Genomic DNA, 17,991 nt, shown 5'->3' with positions numbered 1-17,991 from the left:
CCGCTCAGCTCCCCTCGGTGCGCTTCAGGCGGAGGGTGAGGACCTGGAAGGGGCGCAGGCTGACGGCGACCCCGCCGTCGTCGGTGATCGCCGCGTCCTCCTCCAGCGGGCGCTCCAGCAGGTCGGTCACCTGGGCGCCCGCGAGCGGGAAGCCGGTGCGGACGACGCCGGTGGCCCGGCCGCCGCGGGACTCGTAGAGGCGTACGACGACGTCGCCGGACTGGTCGTCGGCCAGCTTGACGGCCTCGACGGTGACGCCGTCGCCGTCCACGGAGACGACCGGCTCGGGCGCGCCCGCCGCGTCCGCCACCCGCAGCGGGAGGTTGAGGGCGTAGCCCTCGGCGACGGCGTCCTCGATGCTCGCGCCGGGGAGCAGGGAGTAGGTGAAGCGGTGCCTGCCCTGGTCGGCCTCGGGGTCCGGGATGCGCGGGGCGCGCACCAGGCTGAGGCTGACCCTGGTCGTCGTACCGCCGTCCTCGCGGACCGTGCGGGAGACGTCGTGGCCGTACGTCGAGTCGTTGATGACGGCGACGCCGTAGCCGGGCTCGGCGATGTGCACCCAGCGGTGGCCGGAGACCTCGAAGCGGGCCGCCTCCCAGCTGGTGTTGGTGTGGGTGGGCCGCTGGATGTGGCCGAACTGGATCTCGGCGGAGGAGTGCGGGGCGCGGATGTCCACCGGGAAGCCCGCCTTGAGGATCTTCTCGGCCTCGTGCCAGTCGATCTCGGTCTCGAAGTCGATGCGGGGGCTGCCGGCGCGGACCGTGATCGTCTGGGTGATCTTCGAGCCCTTGCCGAAGGCGCGCTCGACGCGGATCGCTCCGACGAGCGGGCTCTCCTCGACGACCGTGACGGACTCGGCGTCCAGCAGATCGGTGAAGCGGTTCTTGTAGTGCTTGTCGATGTCCCAGGCGTCCCAGTAGTTGGGGAGGTCGGTGTGCAGGCGGAGCAGGTTGCCCTGGTCGGCGAGGACTTCACGGTTCGACCGTAGATCGTATACAGACGACAGTGTTCCGTCTTCCGCCACCTGCACACGGACCAGCCCGTTGTCGAGGACACGATCGGAGACCGACACCGGCTGCGCGGGCTCGGCCCCTGCGAGAGGCGCGCTGCCACTCGCGGGCACCTCCACATACGCCGGTGCGCCCTCGGCCGTGCGGACCACCTCGGCGCGCGCGAACGGGCTCGTGTTGAAGACCCGGGCCTCTCCCCCGCCCAGTGCCGCGACCGCCTCCGCCGTCAAAGCCTCCAACTCCTCGGCAACGCGGGCGTACTCGGCCTCCGCCTCGCGGTGCACCCAGGCGATCGACGAGCCCGGCAGGATGTCGTGGAACTGGTGCAGCAGGACCGTCTTCCACAGCCGGTCCAGCTTCTCGTACGGGTAGGAGTAGCCCGGCGCGTGCAGTGCCGCGGTCGTCGCCCACAACTCGGCCTCGCGCAGCCGGTGTTCGCTGCGGCGGTTGCCCTGCTTGGTGCGGGCCTGGGAGGTGTACGTCGCCCGGTGGAGCTCCAGGTAGAGCTCGCCGACCCACACGGGGGCGTCGGGGTACTCCTCGCGGGCCGTGGCGAAGAAGGTGTCCGGGTGCTCGATGACGACCTTGGGCGAGCCCTCCAGGTCGGCCAGCCGGCGCGCCCGCTCCATGATCTCGCGGGTGGGGCCGCCCCCGCCGTCGCCCCAGCCGAAGGGCGCGAGGGAGCGCGTACCGGCGCCCTTCTCGCTGTAGTTGCGGACCGCGCGGTCCATCTCCTCGCCGCTGAAGCGGGCGTTGTAGGTGTCGACCGGCGGGAAGTGCGTGAAGATGCGGGTGCCGTCGATGCCCTCCCACCAGAAGGTGTGGTGGGGGAACTTGTTGGTCTGGTTCCAGGAGATCTTCTGGGTCAGGAACCACTCGTTGCCGGCGAGCTTGGCGAGCTGCGGGTAGGCGGCGGTGTAGCCGAAGGAGTCCGGCAGCCAGACGCCCTTGGTCTCGACGCCGAAGTGCTCGATGAAGAACCGCTTGCCGTGGATGAGCTGGCGGGCGATGGCCTCGCCGCCGGGCAGGTTGCCGTCGGCCTCGACCCACATGCCGCCGACCGGCGCCCACTGGCCCTTCTTCACCGACTCCTGGATGCGGGCCCACACGTGCGGGTAGTTGTCGCGCACCCACTCGTACTGCTGGGCCTGCGAGCAGGCGAAGATGAAGTCGTCGTACTCGTCGGCGAGCGAGGTGACGTTGGAGAAGGTGCGGGACGTCTTGCGCTTGGTCTCGCGGATGGGCCACAGCCACGCCGAGTCGATGTGGGCGTGGCCGACGCCGGACACCACGTGAGCGCTCGCGTGCGCGGGCTTGGCCAGGACGGGCGCGAGGATCTCGCGTACGGCGGGGGCGCTGCCGGAGATGTCGTCCAGGTCCAGGGCGTCCATGGCCCGGTCGAGGGCGTGCATGATCTCGTGGCGGCGGGGCTCGTGCTCGGCGAGGTGGACCATGAGCTCGCGCAGCACCTGGAGGTCGAGGTCGAGGTGCCAGACCTCCTCGTCCAGGACGGCGATGTCGGCGCGCCGGAAGGTGTAGAGGGGCTTGTCGCCGGCCGTCAGGACGTCGCCGAGCGGCGTGGTCTTCGAGAAGTTGTCGGCCAGGATGTCGGGGTTGGAGGCGGCCTCGACCAGGTAGTCGATCTCCTCGCCGCCCGCGACCGGGTTGCCGATCGGCACGTACTGGTTGAGCGGGTTGACCGCTTTCAGAGGGCGGCCGTCGGGCAGGTGGACCAGGGCCTCGGCCTGGTTGCCGGGCCAGTCGCCGACGAAGCCGAGGTCGATGACCGCCTCGACGCGCCGTCCCGCCCACTCGGCGGGCACCCGGCCGCGCATCCGGAACCAGGTCGTGCCCCAGGGCGGGCCCCACGGGGTGTCCATCGCGAAGGGCTCGTACGGGGCCGCCGCGGCCTCCTCGAAGGAGACCGGCTCACCCGGCGCCTGCCAGGCCTCGACCTCGAAGGGGACGGTGGCCGCGTAGATCGCGGGCTTGATGCGCTGGTTGTGGAGGCGCTCGACGCGCTCTTCGATCCGGCGGCGTTCGTCGTGCATGAGGGGTCTCCAGAGAGAGCGGGTGCGGGAAAGCGCTTTCCGGCGGGGTGCCTACCTAAGGTACGCGAGCCCTGGGTGGACGGAGGTGTAGCCGTCGACGAGCCGACGGGCCACGTTCACGGAGTCGACGAGCGGGTGCAGCGCGAAGGCCTTCACCGCCGTCGCATGGGAGCCGGACTCGGCGGCGGCGAGTACCTCGCGCTCGACCGCCTTGACCGCGCAGACCAGCCCGGTGGCGTGGTCGGGCAGCGGGGCGACGGCGACCGGGTGGGCGCCGTTGGCGTCGACCAGGCAGGGAACCTCGATGACGGCGTCGGTGTCGAGGACGGACAGGGTGGCCTGGTTGCGGACGTTGAGGATCAGGGTCGTGCGCTCGTCGCGGGCGATGGCCCGCATCAGGGCGAGCGCCACCTTCTCGTACCCGCCGGACAGGTCGTCGGCGTCACGCTCGCCGGCACCCGCCGTCTCCCGGTTCTCGGACATGTAGGTGGCCTCGCGCTCGGCGCGGGTGCGGTCCCAGACCTCCAGGGCGGAGACGTCGGTGCGCCGGGCCTCCTCGTAGAAGCGGGCCTGCTGGTCGGCGAGGAAGGCGCCGCGGGTCTTCTCGGCCTGCTGGTAGGCGCGCACGGCCTCGCGGTTGAAGTAGTAGTAGTGCAGGTATTCGTTGGGGATGGCGCCCAGGGACCGCAGCCACTCGGTGCCGAAGAGCTTGCCCTCCTCGAAGGAGCCGAGCAGGTCGGGGTCGGCGAGCAGACGCGGGAGTTCGTCGCGCCCGGCGACACGCAGGCCGCGGACCCAGCCGAGGTGGTTGAGGCCGACGTAGTCGATCCAGGCCTCACCGGGGTTCTTCACGCCGAGCACGCGGGCGATACGGCGGCCGAGGCCGACCGGCGAGTCGCAGATGCCGATGACGCGGTCGCCTAGGTGGCGGGACATGGCCTCGGTGACCAGGCCCGCCGGGTTGGTGAAGTTGATGACCCAGGCGTCCGGCGCGAGGCGGGCGACCCGCTGGGCGATGTCGACGGCGACCGGTACGGTCCGCAGACCGTAGGCGATGCCGCCCGCGCCGACCGTCTCCTGACCGAGGACACCCTCGGCGAGGGCGACCCGCTCGTCGTTCGCCCGGCCTTCGAGGCCGCCGACGCGGATGGCGGAGAACACGAAGTCGGCGCCGCGCAGGGCCTCGTCGAGGTCGGTGGTGGCGCTCACCTCGGGGGCGTCGGGGACCCCGGCCGCCTGCTCGGCGAGGACGCGGGTCACGGCCGAGAGCCGCCCGGAGTCCAGGTCGTGCAGCACGACGTGGGTGACCCGGCCCTCGGCGCGGTCCGCCAGGAGCGCCCCGTACACGAGCGGCACGCGGAACCCGCCGCCGCCCAGAATCGTCAGCTTCACGTCTGAACCTTTCCCGCCACGACGACCTCGACGCCCGCCTCCTGCAGGGAGGCCCGCGTCGCCGGGTCGACCGGCGCGTTCGTCACCACCACGTCCAGATCCTCGGGACCGCACACCTTCGCCATCCCGTGCCCGGGGAACTTCGCCGCGTCGGCGAGCAGGACGACCTTGTCGCCGGCCTTGATCATGGCCCGCTTCACCGGCACCTCGACGACCGTGGTGTCCATGACCTGCCCGCCCGGCCGCACCCCGCTGGTCCCGAGGAACAGCCAGTCGGCGTGCAGCTGGCGCAGGTTGTCCTCGGTGAGGAAGCCGACCAGGGACCGGTACTCGCGGCGGACCATGCCGCCGAGCAGCACCAGCTCGATGCCCTCGTCGTCGGCGAGCTCCTCGTAGACCACCAGGTTGCTGGTGATCACGGTGAGACGGCGGCCGTGCAGCTGACGGGCGAGCCGGAAGGCGGTGGTGCCGATGTCGAGCAGCACCGACTGACCGTCTTCGATCATCGAGGCCGCGTGCGCCGCGATGGCGTCCTTCTCGGGCACGCGCACCTCGGCGACCTCGGCGAAGGGCTGGTCGCCCTCCTCCACGACGGCGCCGCCGTGCACCCGGGTCAGCAGCCCGTCCTCCTCGAGTTTGAGCAGGTCACGCCGGATGGTGGCGGGGCTCACACCCAGCTGCTCGGAGAGGTCGGTCACAGCCGCGGGGCCGCCGGAGCGCAGGGCCCGCAGGATGAGTTGATGTCGTCGTTCCGCCAGCATGGCGTGAACACTACTCGTCATCTTCAATCAAATCCATGCTCACTTCTGCTCGGGTATTGACCAATCTCGCGGAGCGGCGCACGATTCCGGTCACGAAATGAAGAGTTTTGACGAGCGACGACGAGAGGGCGTATCCGTGGACGACGACCGGCCCGATGTGCTGTTGACCGGGCTGCTCTTCTACGACCTCGTCCTCACGGGGCTGGGGAAGCCGCCGACGCCGGGCGAGGAGATCTGGACGGGCGGCATGGGCTGCGGCCCGGGCGGCATCGCCAACCTGGCGGTGGCCGCCGCCCGCTTCGGCCTCACGACCTCGCTGGCCACGGTGTTCGGCGACGACCTGTACGGCGAGTACTGCCGGGACGTCCTGTGCGACCAGGAGGACATCGACCTCTCGCTGTCCCGTACGGCCGACGGCTGGCCCACCCCGGTCACCGTCTCCCTCGCCTACGGCCACGACCGGGCGCTCGTCACCCACGGCCAGGAACCCCCCTACTCGCAGGACGCGCTGATGGGCGACCCGCCCGAGGCGCGCACGGCCCTCGTGCACATCGAGGCCGAACCGCGCGAGTGGATCGCCAAGGCCGCCGCGAACGGCACCCAGGTCTACGCCGACGTCGGCTGGGACCCGACCCAGCGGTGGTCGTCCGACCTGCTCGACCAGCTCCGCCTGTGCCACGCCTTCCTCCCCAACGAGACCGAGGCGATGGCCTACACCCGCACCGACAGCGCGGTCGCGGCCCTCGGCACGCTCAGCGAGCTGGTGCCGGTCGCCGTGGTCACCCGGGGCGGCGACGGGGCGGTGGCCGTCGACCAGATCACCGGCGAGTACGCGGAGGTCCCGGCCCTGGACGTCGACGTCCTCGACGCGACGGGCGCCGGGGACGTGTTCGGGGCGAGCTTCGTCGCGGCCTCGCTCGGCGGCTGGCCACTGGAGGAGCGGCTGCGGTTCGCGGTGCTGGCGGCCGGACTGTCCGTCCGGCAGCACGGCGGAGCGCTCGCGGCCCCCGGCTGGTACGGCGTCGACCGCTGGTGGCGCTCCCTGACCGACCCCGAACTCAAGCAGACGTACGGCTTCCTGGCCGACCGCATCCCGGCCGACGTCGGCCCGCCCGTGCAGCATGCCCCCGTCACCCCGCCGGCCCCTCACACGCCCGTTGGCCCACGCGCCTCCGAACGGCGGCACTGACCCCCAATCCCCTCAGCACGTCGAACAGGAACAACAGGAGTGACCCGTGGACCTTTCTCGTAGAGGCTTCCTCCAGGCCGCCGTGTTCACCGCGGCCGCGTCCGGCCTGACCGTCGCCTGCGGCGGCGGCTCCGAATCGGGCGGCACCAAGAACGGCAAGGACCTCACCGTGTGGTACTGGGGTGGCGCGCTCAGCGACAAGGTCGTCGCCGAGGCCAAGACGCACTTCAGCGGCCAGATCAAGCTGACCGCCGCCTCCATCGGCGGCGACTTCAAGCAGAAGCTCACCACCACCCTCGCCGCGGGCGGCGACTCCGTGCCCGACATCACCGGCATCAAGGGCGAGGACATAGCCTCCTTCCTGCCCAATGCCGACCGCTTCCTCGACCTGAACGACCTGGGCTTCAAGAAGATCTCCTCCCAGTACCTGGAGTGGAAGACCAAGCTCGCCCAGACCAAGGACGGCAAGCAGATCGGGTTCCCGATCGACATCGGTCCCACCGCGCTCTTCTACCGCGAGGACCTGTTCGACAAGGCCGGGCTGCCCACCGACCCGGCGAAGGTCGCCGCCGAGGCCAAGACCTGGGAGGACTACTTCGCGCTCGGCACCGAGCTGAAGAAGTCGCAGCCCGGCATCTTCCTGGTCAACAACATCAGCTCGGTGTTCAACATCGCGGTCGGCCAGGGCACCAAGCGGTTCATCGACGAGGACAACCACTTCATCGGCGACCAGGACCACATCCGCACCGCGTGGGAAACGGCGATCCGCCCCTACACGCTGGGCATCGACGCCAAGATCAACGACCAGACCTGGAACGCCGCCATCGGCAAGAACCTGGCCACCGAACTCGGCGCCGCCTGGCACGCGCTGGACATCCAGTCGGCCGCCCCGGGCACCAAGGGCAAGTGGCGGGTCTGCGCGACGCCGAACGGGCCGGCCAACCAGGGCGGCTCCTACCTGGCCCTGCCCTCGCAGTGCCGGAACCCCGAAGAGGCGTTCAAGATCATCAGCTGGATCCTCAGCCCGGACAACAACGCCAAGAGCTACACCGACGCCACCATCTTCCCCGCCTCTCCGGCGACGTACGCGATGGAGGCCATGACGGGCCCCGACGAGTTCTTCGGCGGACAGAAGATCATCGAGGTCTTCGGACCGGCCGCCGAGGCCATCCCGGTGAGCTACGAGGCACCGGCGGACTCCGCGGTGATGGCTCCCTTCATGGCCGAGCTGACCAGCATCGAGGCCAAGGGCAAGAAGCCCGACGACGCCTGGAACGACGCGGTCGGCCAGGCCAAGCAGATCGCCCGGCGACAGGGGGTGAACTGAGGTGTCGTCCCCTCCGGTCACCGGTCCCGCCACGGTGCACGAGCGCCGTGGCGGGCCGGGCCCGGCCCGATTCCGCCCGCGGCGCACCCCGCCCGCGGGCGCCGTTCGGCCCAAGCGGCGCGGCGTGCTGTCGTACTGGCGGCAGTACCTGGCGATCTCGCCCTTCTACCTGATCTTCGCCGCGTTCTCCTTCGTCCCCGTCTTCTATTCGCTGTATCTGTCCTTCCAGCGCTACGACGGCCTGGGCGGCAAGCAGTTCGTGGGTCTGCAGCAGTACGAGTTCCTCTGGAACGACCCGGTCTTCTGGCTGTCGATCCGCAACACCCTGGCGATCTGGGTGCTGTCGACCGTGCCCACGCTGTTCGGCGCCCTGGTGCTGGCGACGCTGCTGCACTCGGTGCGCCGCTTCAAGGGCTTCTACCGCATCGCCCTGTACATACCGAACGTCACCTCGATCGTCGCCGTGGCGATCTTCTTCGGCGCGGTGTTCAGCAACAACTTCGGTCTGGTCAACGCGATCCTGGGCACGGTCGGCATCGAGCCGATCCCGTGGCTGAGCAATCCATGGCTGATCAAGGTCGTGATCGCGGCGCTGATGACCTGGATGTGGACCGGCTACAACATGATCATCTATCTGGCCGGCCTCCAGGCCATCCCGCAGTCGATCTATGAGGCGGCCAGGATGGACGGCGCCGGCCCCGTCCGCACCTTCTTCCAGATCACCATTCCGATCATGCGGCCGATCATCCTGTTCACCGTCGTCGTCTCGACGATCAACGGTCTGCAGAGCTTCAGCGAACCGCAGGTGCTCTTCGCCAGCAACGCCGCCAACCAGAACATGGGCGGCCCCGGTCAGGCGGGCCTGACCACGCTGCTGTACTTCTACCAGTCGGCCTTCCTCGACAACGACTACGGCTACGGCGCGGCCATCGTGTGGGCCTTCTTCGTACTGATCATCGTGCTCGTCGTCGTCAACTGGCGCATCGTGCAACGAGGGAGGAAGTCATGACGACAGCCGCCACCCCATCCCCGGCCACGGGCGCGAAGCGGCGGCTGCGGCGCCCCAAGGGCCTGACCGCGCACATCCTCCTCGCCGTGGCCGTCCTGATCTCGGTCTTCCCGTTCCTGTGGACGATCGTGATGGCGACCAACACCACCAAGGACATCTACCAGAGCCCACCGAAGCTGACGTTCGGCTCGCACCTGCTGGAGAACATCCGGAACGTCCTCGACACCATCGATTTCTTCGGGTCGATGCTCAACACGATCGTCGTCGCGAGCGTCACCACGGTCCTGGTGCTGTTCATCGACTCCCTGGCTGCCTTCGCCTTCGCCAAGTTCGACTTCCCCGGGCGCAAGGTGCTCTTCGGCACGCTGCTGGTGTTCATGATGCTGCCGCTCCAACTGGCGGTCCTGCCGCAGTTCATCCTGATGTCCGAGCTCGGCTGGGTCGGCATGCTCAAGGCACTGGTCTGGCCCGCCCTCTCCAACGCCTTCGGCATCTTCTGGCTGCGCCAGTACATCGAGAACGGCGTGCCCGACGAACTGCTCGACGCGGCGCGCATCGACGGCGCCGGGTTCTTCCGTCAGTACTGGAACGTCGCCCTGCCGATGATCAAACCGGCTCTGTCCTTCCTCGCCATCTACGCCTTCGTCAACGCCTGGAACGACTACGTCTGGCCGCTGATCGTGCTCACCAACCCCGACCACGTCACGCTCCAGGTCGAGCTGGCCCAGCTCAACCTCGGCCACAGCACCGACTACAGCATGGTCATGGCCGGTGTGCTGATGGCGGCCCTTCCCCTGGTCATCGTCTTCAGCATCTTCGCGCGCGGGTTCATCGCGGGCGCCACCGAAGGTGCGGTACAGGGCAGCTGAACCGGTGTCGGGAGGGAGGCGGACCATGGTGGATGTCATCGACGGGGGACGCCCGGGGCGCGGCAAGGTGCTCGTGGTGGGCATGGACGGACTGCGCTTCGACCGGCTGACCGGCTCGCCGTCCACAGCGCCGGTGCTGCACGGCCTGATGGCCGCGGGCGCCCACGGCACCAGCCTGCTGCCGTACGGGGAGGCGGACGGTCAGGCCGAGAACGGGCCGTCGACCAGCATGGCCTACACCGACTCCGGCCCCGGCTGGTCGAGCGTGCTCACCGGGGTCTGGCCCGACCGGCACGGGGTGACCGGCAACGACTTCGTCGGCGCCGACTACGCCCGCTACCCCGACTTCCTGACCCGCGCCGTCACCGCCCGGCCCGGTCTGCGCACCGCGGCCGCCGTGTCCTGGCCGCAGCTGGTCCGCCGGGGCGTCCTGGGCGCCGCCATCGGCCGGCGGGTGCGCTACAACGGCGAGTTCCGCGGCTACGCGACCGCGGACCGCCGCGTCGCCCGCACCGCCGTCCGCTGGCTCACCAAGGACGACCCGGACGTCGTGTTCGTGTACTTCGGCGCGACCGACGAGGCGGGCCATGCCACGGGCCCCCTCTCCCCCGCGTACGACCGTGCCCTCCTCGCCCAGGACACCCACCTCGCGCGGCTGTTGGCGGCGATCGACGCCCGGCGCTCGCACCCCGCGCGCGCCGACGAGCACTGGACCGTGCTGGTCACCACGGACCACGGGCACCTCGACACCGGCGGCCACGGCGGTGACACGCGTGCCGAGCGGGAGGTCTTCGTCATCCTCGCCGAGCCCGGCATGCCCGGCGGCACCCGACTCGACACGCCCCGTCTCGTCGACATCGCCCCCACCGTCCTGGACCGTCTCGGCATCCCCGTCGACCCCGCCTGGGGCCTGCAGGGCCGTGCCCTCCCCCGGCCCACCACACCGACTCCGGAATGGTCATGACCGACGCACTCCCCGACCCCCTGACCGCCCTGCGCCCCTGGGAGGCACCCGAGGTGACCTCCTGGGGGCGACTCCCCATGAACGCCGTCGACCGGCGCTGCGGAGCACTCCCCCTCGACGGCGACTGGCGCTTCCAGTTGCTGCCGGTTCCGGACGCGCCGGTCGGCGGTGCCTGGTCGTCGGCATACGTACCGGGTGTCTGGACCATGCAGGCCACGGACGACCGTCCGCAGTACACGAACGTCCGTATGCCGTATACAGAATTCCCGCCCCTGTCGCCCGAGCACAGGAATCCGACGGGCGTGTACGAGCGCGAAGTGGACGTCCCCGCCGACTGGGCCGGCCGCCGGATCGTGCTCCAGGTCGGGGCCGCCGAGAGTGTGCTGCTGGTGCATGTGGACGGGCGGCCCGTCGGCATCTCCAAGGACTCCCGCTTGGCGGCCGAGTTCGAGCTGACGGGCCTGGTGCGCCCCGGCTCGGCCGCGACCGTACGGCTCACGGTGGTCAAATGGTCCGACGCCTCGCACATCGAGGACCAGGACCAGTGGTGGCACGGTGGGATCACCCGCTCGGTGCTGCTGTACGCGACGGATCCCCTGTACCTCGCGGACGTCACCGTGCGGGCGCGGTACACCGGTGAGCTGCGGGTGGACTGTCTGGTGCGGGACGCGGGCGGTGCGCTGCCCCAGGGGTGGTACCTCACCGGAGACCTGGATGGTCAACTCCTCGCCCAGGACGCTGAGTTCGACCGCGCCAACGCCGAGGACGACCGCGTCTCGGACTTCCTCGGCGAGGCCCGGCTGCTGGCCACCGTCCCCGAGGTGCGCACCTGGAACGCGGAGACGCCCGAGCTGTACGGCCTGACCGTGCGCCTGCACCGCGCCGACGGCACGGTCGCCGACACCTCCCGCCACCGGATCGGCTTCCGGGACGTCGAGATCGTCGGCCGGGACCTGCTGGTCAACGGCGAGCGGGTCTTCATCCGGGGCGTCAACCGCCATGACTTCCACCCACTGACCGGGCGGACGGTGTCGTACGACGACATGCGCGCCGATCTGGTGCTGCTCAAGCGCTTCGGCTTCAACGCGATCCGCACCGCCCACTACCCGAACGACCCGTCGCTGTACGACCTCGCCGACGAGCTCGGTTTCTACGTCGTCGACGAGGCGGACATCGAGTCCCACGACCACGCCCACGAGATCGCGGACGACCCTCGCTACCTGAACGCCTTCGTGGACCGGGTCTCGCGGATGGTGCTGCGCGACAAGAACCATCCGTCGGTCATCATCTGGTCGCTGGGCAACGAGTCGGACTACGGCGCGAACCACGACGCGGCGGCCGGCTGGGTGCGCCGCCACGATCCGACCCGGCCGATCCAGTACGAGGGGGCGGCCAAGCTCGACTGGGCGGCGACGGACGACGCCTCCGACATCGCCTGCCCGATGTACGCGCCGCTGGAGGACTGCGTCGCCCACGCCCTGTCGGGCAGGCAGACACGCCCCCTCATCCAGTGCGAGTACTCGCACGCCATGGGCAACAGCAACGGCACCCTGGCCGACCACTGGGCTGCCATCGAGGCCACCCCAGGTCTTCAGGGCGGGTTCATCTGGGAGTTCTGGGACCACGGGATTCTGCAACGCGTGAGCGACGGAAGACCGGCCGGGCGTGGGGGCGCCGGGCTCTACGACAACGGTGTCGCCGCGCCCGGGTACCGCTGGGCGTACGGCGGTGACTTCGGCGAGGCGATCCACGACGGCGCGTTCATCGCGGACGGCGTGGTGTTTCCCGACCGTACGCCCAAGCCGGCGATGTACGAGCACCGGGAGATCGCGGCTCCGGTGCGTATCGAGTGCTTCCGGCACGAGGGCATCGTCCTGACCAACCACCAGCACTTCCGTGGCTTCGACTGGCTGGCCGCCATGTGGGTGCTGTCGCTGGAGGACGGTCGCACGCTGACCGCGCCGGCCGAACTGCCCGAGCTGTGCCCGGGCGAGACGGCGGCGGTGCCGCTGCCGTTCGCGCTGCCGGAGGACGGCGGCGAGGCGTGGCTGACGCTGAGGGTGACGACGGCGAAGGACCTGCCGTGGGCGCCGCGCGGCACGGAGGTGTGCACGCCCCAGGTGCTGCTGCGGGCGGCCGAGCTGCGGCAGGAGCCCGTCGTCGCGGGTTCCGTCCAGGTCGACGACGAGGGGCTCCTCGTCCATCCCCTGCTGACGGCCGCTCCGGCGCTGTCGCTGTGGCGGGCGCCCACCGACAACGACGAGCTGGGCGGCATCGCGGGCCGCTGGCGGTCCTGGGGGCTCGACTCGCTGGTCCGCAAGGTCGTCTCCGTGCGCAGGGACGCCGAGCAGGTGAGGGTGACCGCGGAGTACGCCGGCACGACCGGTGTAGTCCGGCACCGGCAGGTGTTCACGCCGGTCGAGGGCGGTGTGCGGGTCGACGAAGAGGCCGAGCTGCCCGAGGAGTTCCACGATGTGGCCCGGGTCGGCTCCGTGTTCGAGACGGTGGCGGGGCTGGACCTGCTGGAGTGGTTCGGGCGGGGACCGTGGGAGTCCTATCCCGACCGGAGCGCGGGCGCCCCGGTGGGCCACCACTGCGTCCCCGTCGACGAGTTGTTCACGCCCTATCTGCGCCCGCAGGAGAGCGGTGGGCGGCACGGTGTACGGCGGTTCACGCTGTCCGCGCCCGACGCGACCGGACTCTCCGTGGTGCTGGACGAGCCGCGCCAGGTCTCCGTCACCCGCTACCGCGCCGAGGATCTGACCGCCGCCGCGCACCATGACGAACTGGTGCCGCGTACCGGCTGTGTGGTGCACATCGACGCGGCGCACCGAGGCCTCGGCACGGCCTCGTGCGGTCCCGACACGTTCGCCTCCTATCGCGTCGCACCGGGCATCCACCGCTGGAGCTGGACCCTGCGCGTTCTCTGAACTCGCCCGCACCTCCTCTCTCCCCCATGCCTCCCCTCCCCGTCACCCTTCACGGAGCACACGTGTGTATTTCGCATGACCACGCCCAGGGCGAGGCCGCGCAGGCCGGCGCCGGACGACGCAGTTTCCTCCGGGCCACCGCGCTGCTCGGTGCCGCCGCGACGGCCTCGGTCGCCGTCCCGGCGGTCGCCGAGGCCGCACCCGCCGACGCCCTCACCGGCGACTGGCGGCCCGACTCCAGCAGTCGGCGCTTCACGCTGGCGGTGATGCCCGACACCCAGTACCTCTTCGACGGGCCGAGCATCGACAAGGCGCCGGTCGAGGCCTCGCTGCGCTATCTGCTGGAGCACGGCCGGGGGGAGAACATCGTCTTCCTGTCCCATCTCGGCGACCTCACCCAGAACGGCACCCAGCCCGAAGTCACCGCGATCAGCGAGGCGTTCCGCCTTCTGGACCGGCGGGGCGTGGGCTACAGCGTCCTCGCCGGCAACCACGACGTGAAGTCCTCCACGACCGACCAGCGCGGGGCGACGCCGTATCTGGACGCGTTCGGGCCGGAGCGGTTCGCGGGCCGGAAGACATTCGGGGGCGCCTCCCCCGACGGCTACAACACCTTCCACCTGTTCCGGGCCGCCGGGCGCGAGTGGATGGTGCTCGCGCTGGACTGGCGGCTGTCGGAGAAGGGATACGCCTGGGCAAAGGACGTCCTGGCCCGGCACCCGAAGACGCCGGTCGTCCTCACCACCCACGAGCTGGTCGTCGAGGACGACTCGCTGTCCGCGTACGGACAGCAGCTCTGGGACCAGCTGATCGAGGACCACGACCAGATCTTCCTCACCCTCAACGGGCACTACTGGCCCGCAGGCCGGGCGACCCGCAAGAACGCGGCCGGGAATGACGTACACCTGCACCTGACGAACTACCAGAACCGCTACTTCGGCGGCGCCGCGATGATCCGGCTCTACCGTTTCGACCTCGACCGGAACGTCATCGACGTCGAGACGGTCTCCCCGTGGATCCTGGGCCGGGCCGCGAAGGGCCTCAACGAGCTGGAGCGGCAGGAGATCGAACTCAGCGGTGACGCCGACCGGTTCACCGTCGACATCGACTTCGCGGACCGCTTCTCCGGCTTCGACCCGGTGCCCGCGCGCCCGCCCCGGCCCGCGTCGCGCATGCTGATCCCGGGCACGGTGGCGTACTGGCGCTTCGAGGGACCCGTCGACAGCGCTTCCGGCACCGTCCGGGACCTCTCCGGGCGCGGCAACGACCTCACGCTCGTCACCGTGGGCGGCGGCAAGCTGGGGTGGTCCGCCGACCACCACCCCGACCAGCCCGGCCACGGCAGCCTGGAGTTCCAGGGCTTCAAGTCCCCGCTGCGGGGCGCCTACCTGCGCACGGTCGACGGCGCCCCGCTCAACTCGGCGACGTTCAGGTCCGGTTACACCATCGAGGCGTTCTACCGTCTCCCCGCCGACTGGGACCCCTCCCACAACGCCTGGTCGGGTCTGGTCAGCCGTACCGGCACGGGCGGCGCCGCCGGGAAGACCGCCGACGACCCGGACGAGCCGCTCGCCACGCTGTCGCTGTCCAACGACCGCGAGCCGCAGTGGGCGATGCGCCCGCTCAACCAGCAGGGCATCGCCACCAACTGGGGCCAGGAGACACCGCTGGAGACCTGGTGGCACCTGGCGGTCGTCAACGACGGCGAGCACACGACGATGTACGTCGAGGGCTGCCCGGTCGTCCGCAACCCCAGGGCGACGTCGATCGGCATCACCTCGGTCGGCCTGCCCTGGCTGCTCGGCGGCTACGAGTACGGCGACAAGATCGACCAGATCCTGTACGGCCGCCTCGGCGACGTCCGTATCGTCGAACGGGCGCTGCCCGTCACCTCCTTCATGAACCACTGACCCCCTGTCGAGGATCACCGTGACCGAGCAGCAACTGCCCGACTGGGCCGACCCGTCCGTCTCCCCCGCCGCCCTCGACGCGCAGGGCGTCTCCCGCCGCGGCCTCCTGCACCGCGCCGGCCTGTTCGGCGCCGCGTTCGCACTGGGCTCCGCGGCCGTGCCCGCGGCGGCGTCCTCCGCGTCCGCCGCGTCGCCGTCGACGTCCCCGGGCGACCGGCGTCCGGGCGGCGAGGACCCGCGCCTCGCCTACCTGGTCGGCGACCACCACATCCACACCGTCTACAGCCACGACGCCAAGTACACGTTCTCCCAACTGGCCGCAGCTGGCGCTGAGTTCGGCCTGGACTGGATGGTGTTCACCGAGCACTCCAACTTCGGGCACGCCAAGTACGGCGCCGCGCTGGAGCACGAGGAGATCCGCAAGGCCCGAGCCGAGAACCCTCGCCAGCTGATCTTCCAGGGCCTGGAGTGGTACATCCCGGCCGCCGAGCACTGCACGGTCTTCACGACGCCGGGCGCCAACGAGGTCGACCTGCTCACGAGGTTCGAGAGCGCCTACGACGGCAAGCTGCTCGGCTACACCGAGGGAGCCGCCGGGGCCGCGAACACCGCCCGCAACGAGGCACACGCCGTCAAGGCCATCCAGTGGCTCGCCGAGCAGCGCCGCACCGGCTACGTCGACGACGTGCTCGTGCTCGCCAACCACCCGATGCGGCTCGGCATCGACTCCCCGCACGAGATGCGGGCCTGGCGGGACGCCGCCCCCGAGATCATGATCGGCATGGAGGGCGCACCGGGCGCCCAGGGCGCCGCCGTCCCCGGCTGGCGCGGTGCCACCTCGATCCGCGGCGAGTACGAGAACAAGCCGTCGGCGCAGTCCTGGGCCGGCTACCCGGCGGACGCGTATCTGACGTACGGCGGCTTCGACTGGGCGACGGCGACGGTCGGCGGCCTGTGGGACTCGATGCTGGCAGAAGGCAGCCTGTTCTCGATCACCACGAACTCCGACGCCCACCGGATCGTCTTCGACACCTGGAAGAACGGCGACTGGCCGGCGGGGCAGAACTTCGACAGCACCGGCAAGCTCCCCGACCCGGTGAACACCGACACCCCGCAGCCGGGCAGCGACTTCTGGCCGGGCCAGTTCAGCCGCACGCACGTCGGTGTCACCCGCTACGGCTACCGCTCGGTGATGGCGGGCCTGCGCGCGGGCCGCGTCTGGCTGGACCACGGGCATCTGCTCGACGGCCTCGAGGTGCGGCTCAAGCGGGACTGCGACTTCGGCCGGGGCGTCACGCTGGGCGGCCGGCTGCGCGTGCGCAAGGGCGAGAAGCTGACGCTGTACGTGACGGTCACGACCGCCTCCCGTGCCAACCCGCAGGGAATCCTGCCCGAGTTGGCGCACGTGGACGTCATCCGGGGCGCGGTGCGCGGCCCGGTGGCCGACCGGGACTCCTGGAAGGCGCCGGACACCAAGGTCGTGCAGACCGAGGACGTCAGCGGCCGCAAGGGGACGTACACCCTGCGCATCCCGCTGACCGCCGGGGACGAGTCGTTCTACGTCCGGCTGCGCGGCAGCGACGGCAACCGGCACGGCGCGGGCTACCTCGGCGCCGCGATCGACCCGCACGGGCCGATCCCGCACGAGCCCGGAAACGGTGACCCGTGGGCGGATACGTGGTTCTATTCGAACCCGGTATTCGTCGACGTGGCAGGAGCCTGATGAGACGTCACTTCCTCACCCTCGGTTGCTTATCGGTCGCGCTCACGCTCGGCGCGGGGACGGCGTCCGCCGCCGGTGCCCCGCGCTGGGCGGAGACCGGCAGGGCGTACACGGACACGCTGGGCGGCGGGCAGGGCCTGGCGAGCCGCGCGGACGGCTCACTGCTGTACCGCGGGCTCGCCTCCATCCCGCTGGACCTGCGGATCAAGGGCTGGAACCACATCGGCGACCCGGACGTCGCACGCGGCCACGTCTTCGACGCCTACCAGGGCCCGGACACGGCCACGTCCAAGATGTTCGCGGTGACGACGCCGGCCGGGAAGCGCTACGAGTACGTCCACCGGCTCAACCCGGGCGAGAAGCTGAACAACTCCTTCGCCACCGTCTCGCCCGACGGGCAGTGGCTGGTGTCGGGCGAGTGGGGCGAGCAGCGCAGGCTCCAGGTCTTCCCCGCTCCGCTGCTCAACCCGGCCACCCCGCCGACGGGCGGGGACCTGAAGGAGGCCTGGCAGATCACCCTGGACAAGCCGGTGCGCGACATCCAGGGCTGCGACTTCGTCACGGACACACGCCTGCTGTGCGCCTCGAACGACGCCACGGGAACGTCCTTCCCCGAACTGCGCCCGCTGCTCCAGGTGGACCTCCCGCGCAAGCTGGACGGTCAGCCGGTCACCGGCGCGGTGAAGAGCCTGTTCGCGCTGCCGCAGCGCAGCGTGTGCACGGGCACCTTCGAAACGGAGGGCGTCGACTACGACGTGAACAGCGGCACGCTGCGGGCGGAGATGATCCCGCCGGGGGTGTGCGCGGTGGCGACGGCCGTGTACTCGTACAAGCAGGTCACGGACTGAACCGAGCA

At 70.6% G+C, this 17,991-nt stretch carries 12 protein-coding genes; 9 read left to right on the top strand and 3 right to left on the bottom strand.

Going from position 1 to position 17,991, the window contains the following annotated elements; translation table 11 throughout:
* Positions 1 to 4: 4 nt before the first annotated feature.
* The 3 genes from ACIBAG_RS19410 to ACIBAG_RS19400 are packed head-to-tail and all read right to left on the bottom strand — an operon-like array spanning position 5 to position 5,214.
* Entirely contained in the window at positions 5 to 3,061 is a 3,057-nt protein-coding gene (locus ACIBAG_RS19410) for an alpha-mannosidase (protein ID WP_399106624.1), read from the bottom strand.
* A gap of 51 nt (positions 3,062 to 3,112) precedes the next feature.
* The gene (locus ACIBAG_RS19405; RefSeq protein ID WP_399106622.1) at positions 3,113 to 4,453 is read right to left on the bottom strand and encodes a 6-phospho-beta-glucosidase; all 1,341 of its coding nucleotides are present in this window, start codon (positions 4,451 to 4,453) and stop codon (positions 3,113 to 3,115) included.
* On the bottom strand, positions 4,450 to 5,214 hold the full coding sequence (locus ACIBAG_RS19400; protein WP_399106964.1) for a DeoR/GlpR family DNA-binding transcription regulator: 765 nt from the start codon (positions 5,212 to 5,214) through the stop codon (positions 4,450 to 4,452). Before ACIBAG_RS19400 ends, ACIBAG_RS19405 begins: the two co-directional genes overlap by 4 nt.
* A gap of 136 nt (positions 5,215 to 5,350) precedes the next feature.
* Between ACIBAG_RS19400 and ACIBAG_RS19395 the strand changes: the two genes are divergently transcribed.
* The 9 genes from ACIBAG_RS19395 (at position 5,351) to ACIBAG_RS19355 (ending at position 17,983) form a co-directional block, all read left to right on the top strand.
* Positions 5,351 to 6,403 carry a carbohydrate kinase family protein gene (locus tag ACIBAG_RS19395; protein WP_399106963.1) on the top strand — a complete coding sequence of 351 codons (1,053 nt, stop codon included), beginning with the start codon at positions 5,351 to 5,353 and terminating at the stop codon, positions 6,401 to 6,403.
* Between the two features lie 46 nt (positions 6,404 to 6,449).
* Positions 6,450 to 7,730, top strand: coding sequence for an ABC transporter substrate-binding protein (locus tag ACIBAG_RS19390; protein WP_399106620.1), 1,281 nt, complete (start codon positions 6,450 to 6,452; stop codon positions 7,728 to 7,730).
* A 124-nt stretch (positions 7,731 to 7,854) separates the two neighbouring features.
* On the top strand, positions 7,855 to 8,739 hold the full coding sequence (locus ACIBAG_RS19385; RefSeq protein WP_399106962.1) for a carbohydrate ABC transporter permease: 885 nt from the start codon (positions 7,855 to 7,857) through the stop codon (positions 8,737 to 8,739).
* Entirely contained in the window at positions 8,736 to 9,608 is an 873-nt protein-coding gene (locus tag ACIBAG_RS19380; RefSeq protein ID WP_399106618.1) for a carbohydrate ABC transporter permease, read from the top strand. Before ACIBAG_RS19385 ends, ACIBAG_RS19380 begins: the two co-directional genes overlap by 4 nt.
* A gap of 25 nt (positions 9,609 to 9,633) precedes the next feature.
* Positions 9,634 to 10,572 (top strand): alkaline phosphatase family protein, encoded by a 939-nt coding sequence (locus tag ACIBAG_RS19375; RefSeq protein WP_399106616.1) that lies wholly within the window; start codon positions 9,634 to 9,636, stop codon positions 10,570 to 10,572.
* Complete coding sequence (locus ACIBAG_RS19370; RefSeq protein WP_399106614.1) at positions 10,569 to 13,502, top strand: glycoside hydrolase family 2 TIM barrel-domain containing protein; 2,934 nt, start codon at positions 10,569 to 10,571, stop codon at positions 13,500 to 13,502. Before ACIBAG_RS19375 ends, ACIBAG_RS19370 begins: the two co-directional genes overlap by 4 nt.
* 62 nt (positions 13,503 to 13,564) lie before the next feature.
* The gene (locus ACIBAG_RS19365) at positions 13,565 to 15,412 is read left to right on the top strand and encodes a LamG-like jellyroll fold domain-containing protein (RefSeq protein ID WP_399106612.1); all 1,848 of its coding nucleotides are present in this window, start codon (positions 13,565 to 13,567) and stop codon (positions 15,410 to 15,412) included.
* 19 nt (positions 15,413 to 15,431) lie between these two features.
* Positions 15,432 to 17,135 (top strand): PHP domain-containing protein, encoded by a 1,704-nt coding sequence (locus ACIBAG_RS19360; RefSeq protein WP_399106610.1) that lies wholly within the window; start codon positions 15,432 to 15,434, stop codon positions 17,133 to 17,135.
* A complete protein-coding gene (locus ACIBAG_RS19355) occupies positions 17,135 to 17,983 on the top strand; it encodes a hypothetical protein (protein WP_399106608.1) in 849 nt (282 codons plus the stop codon). The genes ACIBAG_RS19360 and ACIBAG_RS19355 overlap by 1 nt, the downstream gene beginning before the upstream one ends.
* Positions 17,984 to 17,991: the final 8 nt, after the last annotated feature.

The sequence above is a fragment of the Streptomyces sp. NPDC051243 genome (genome assembly GCF_044455405.1).
GTDB lineage: Bacteria > Actinomycetota > Actinomycetes > Streptomycetales > Streptomycetaceae > Streptomyces.
The sequence above is the reverse complement of the archived record's forward strand: the minus strand, read 5'-3'. Positions and strand labels throughout refer to the sequence as shown.

Bases quoted from the DNA above. Each gene is read 5' to 3' on its own strand.
- ACIBAG_RS19355 (WP_399106608.1), top strand. From the start codon at position 17,135: ATGAGACGTCACTTCCTCACCCTCGGTTGCTTATCGGTCGCGCTCACG.
- ACIBAG_RS19400 (WP_399106964.1), bottom strand. From the start codon at position 5,214: ATGCTGGCGGAACGACGACATCAACTCATCCTGCGGGCCCTGCGCTCC.
- ACIBAG_RS19380 (WP_399106618.1), top strand. From the start codon at position 8,736: ATGACGACAGCCGCCACCCCATCCCCGGCCACGGGCGCGAAGCGGCGG.
- ACIBAG_RS19410 (WP_399106624.1), bottom strand. From the start codon at position 3,061: ATGCACGACGAACGCCGCCGGATCGAAGAGCGCGTCGAGCGCCTCCAC.
- ACIBAG_RS19375 (WP_399106616.1), top strand. From the start codon at position 9,634: ATGGTGGATGTCATCGACGGGGGACGCCCGGGGCGCGGCAAGGTGCTC.
- ACIBAG_RS19370 (WP_399106614.1), top strand. From the start codon at position 10,569: ATGACCGACGCACTCCCCGACCCCCTGACCGCCCTGCGCCCCTGGGAG.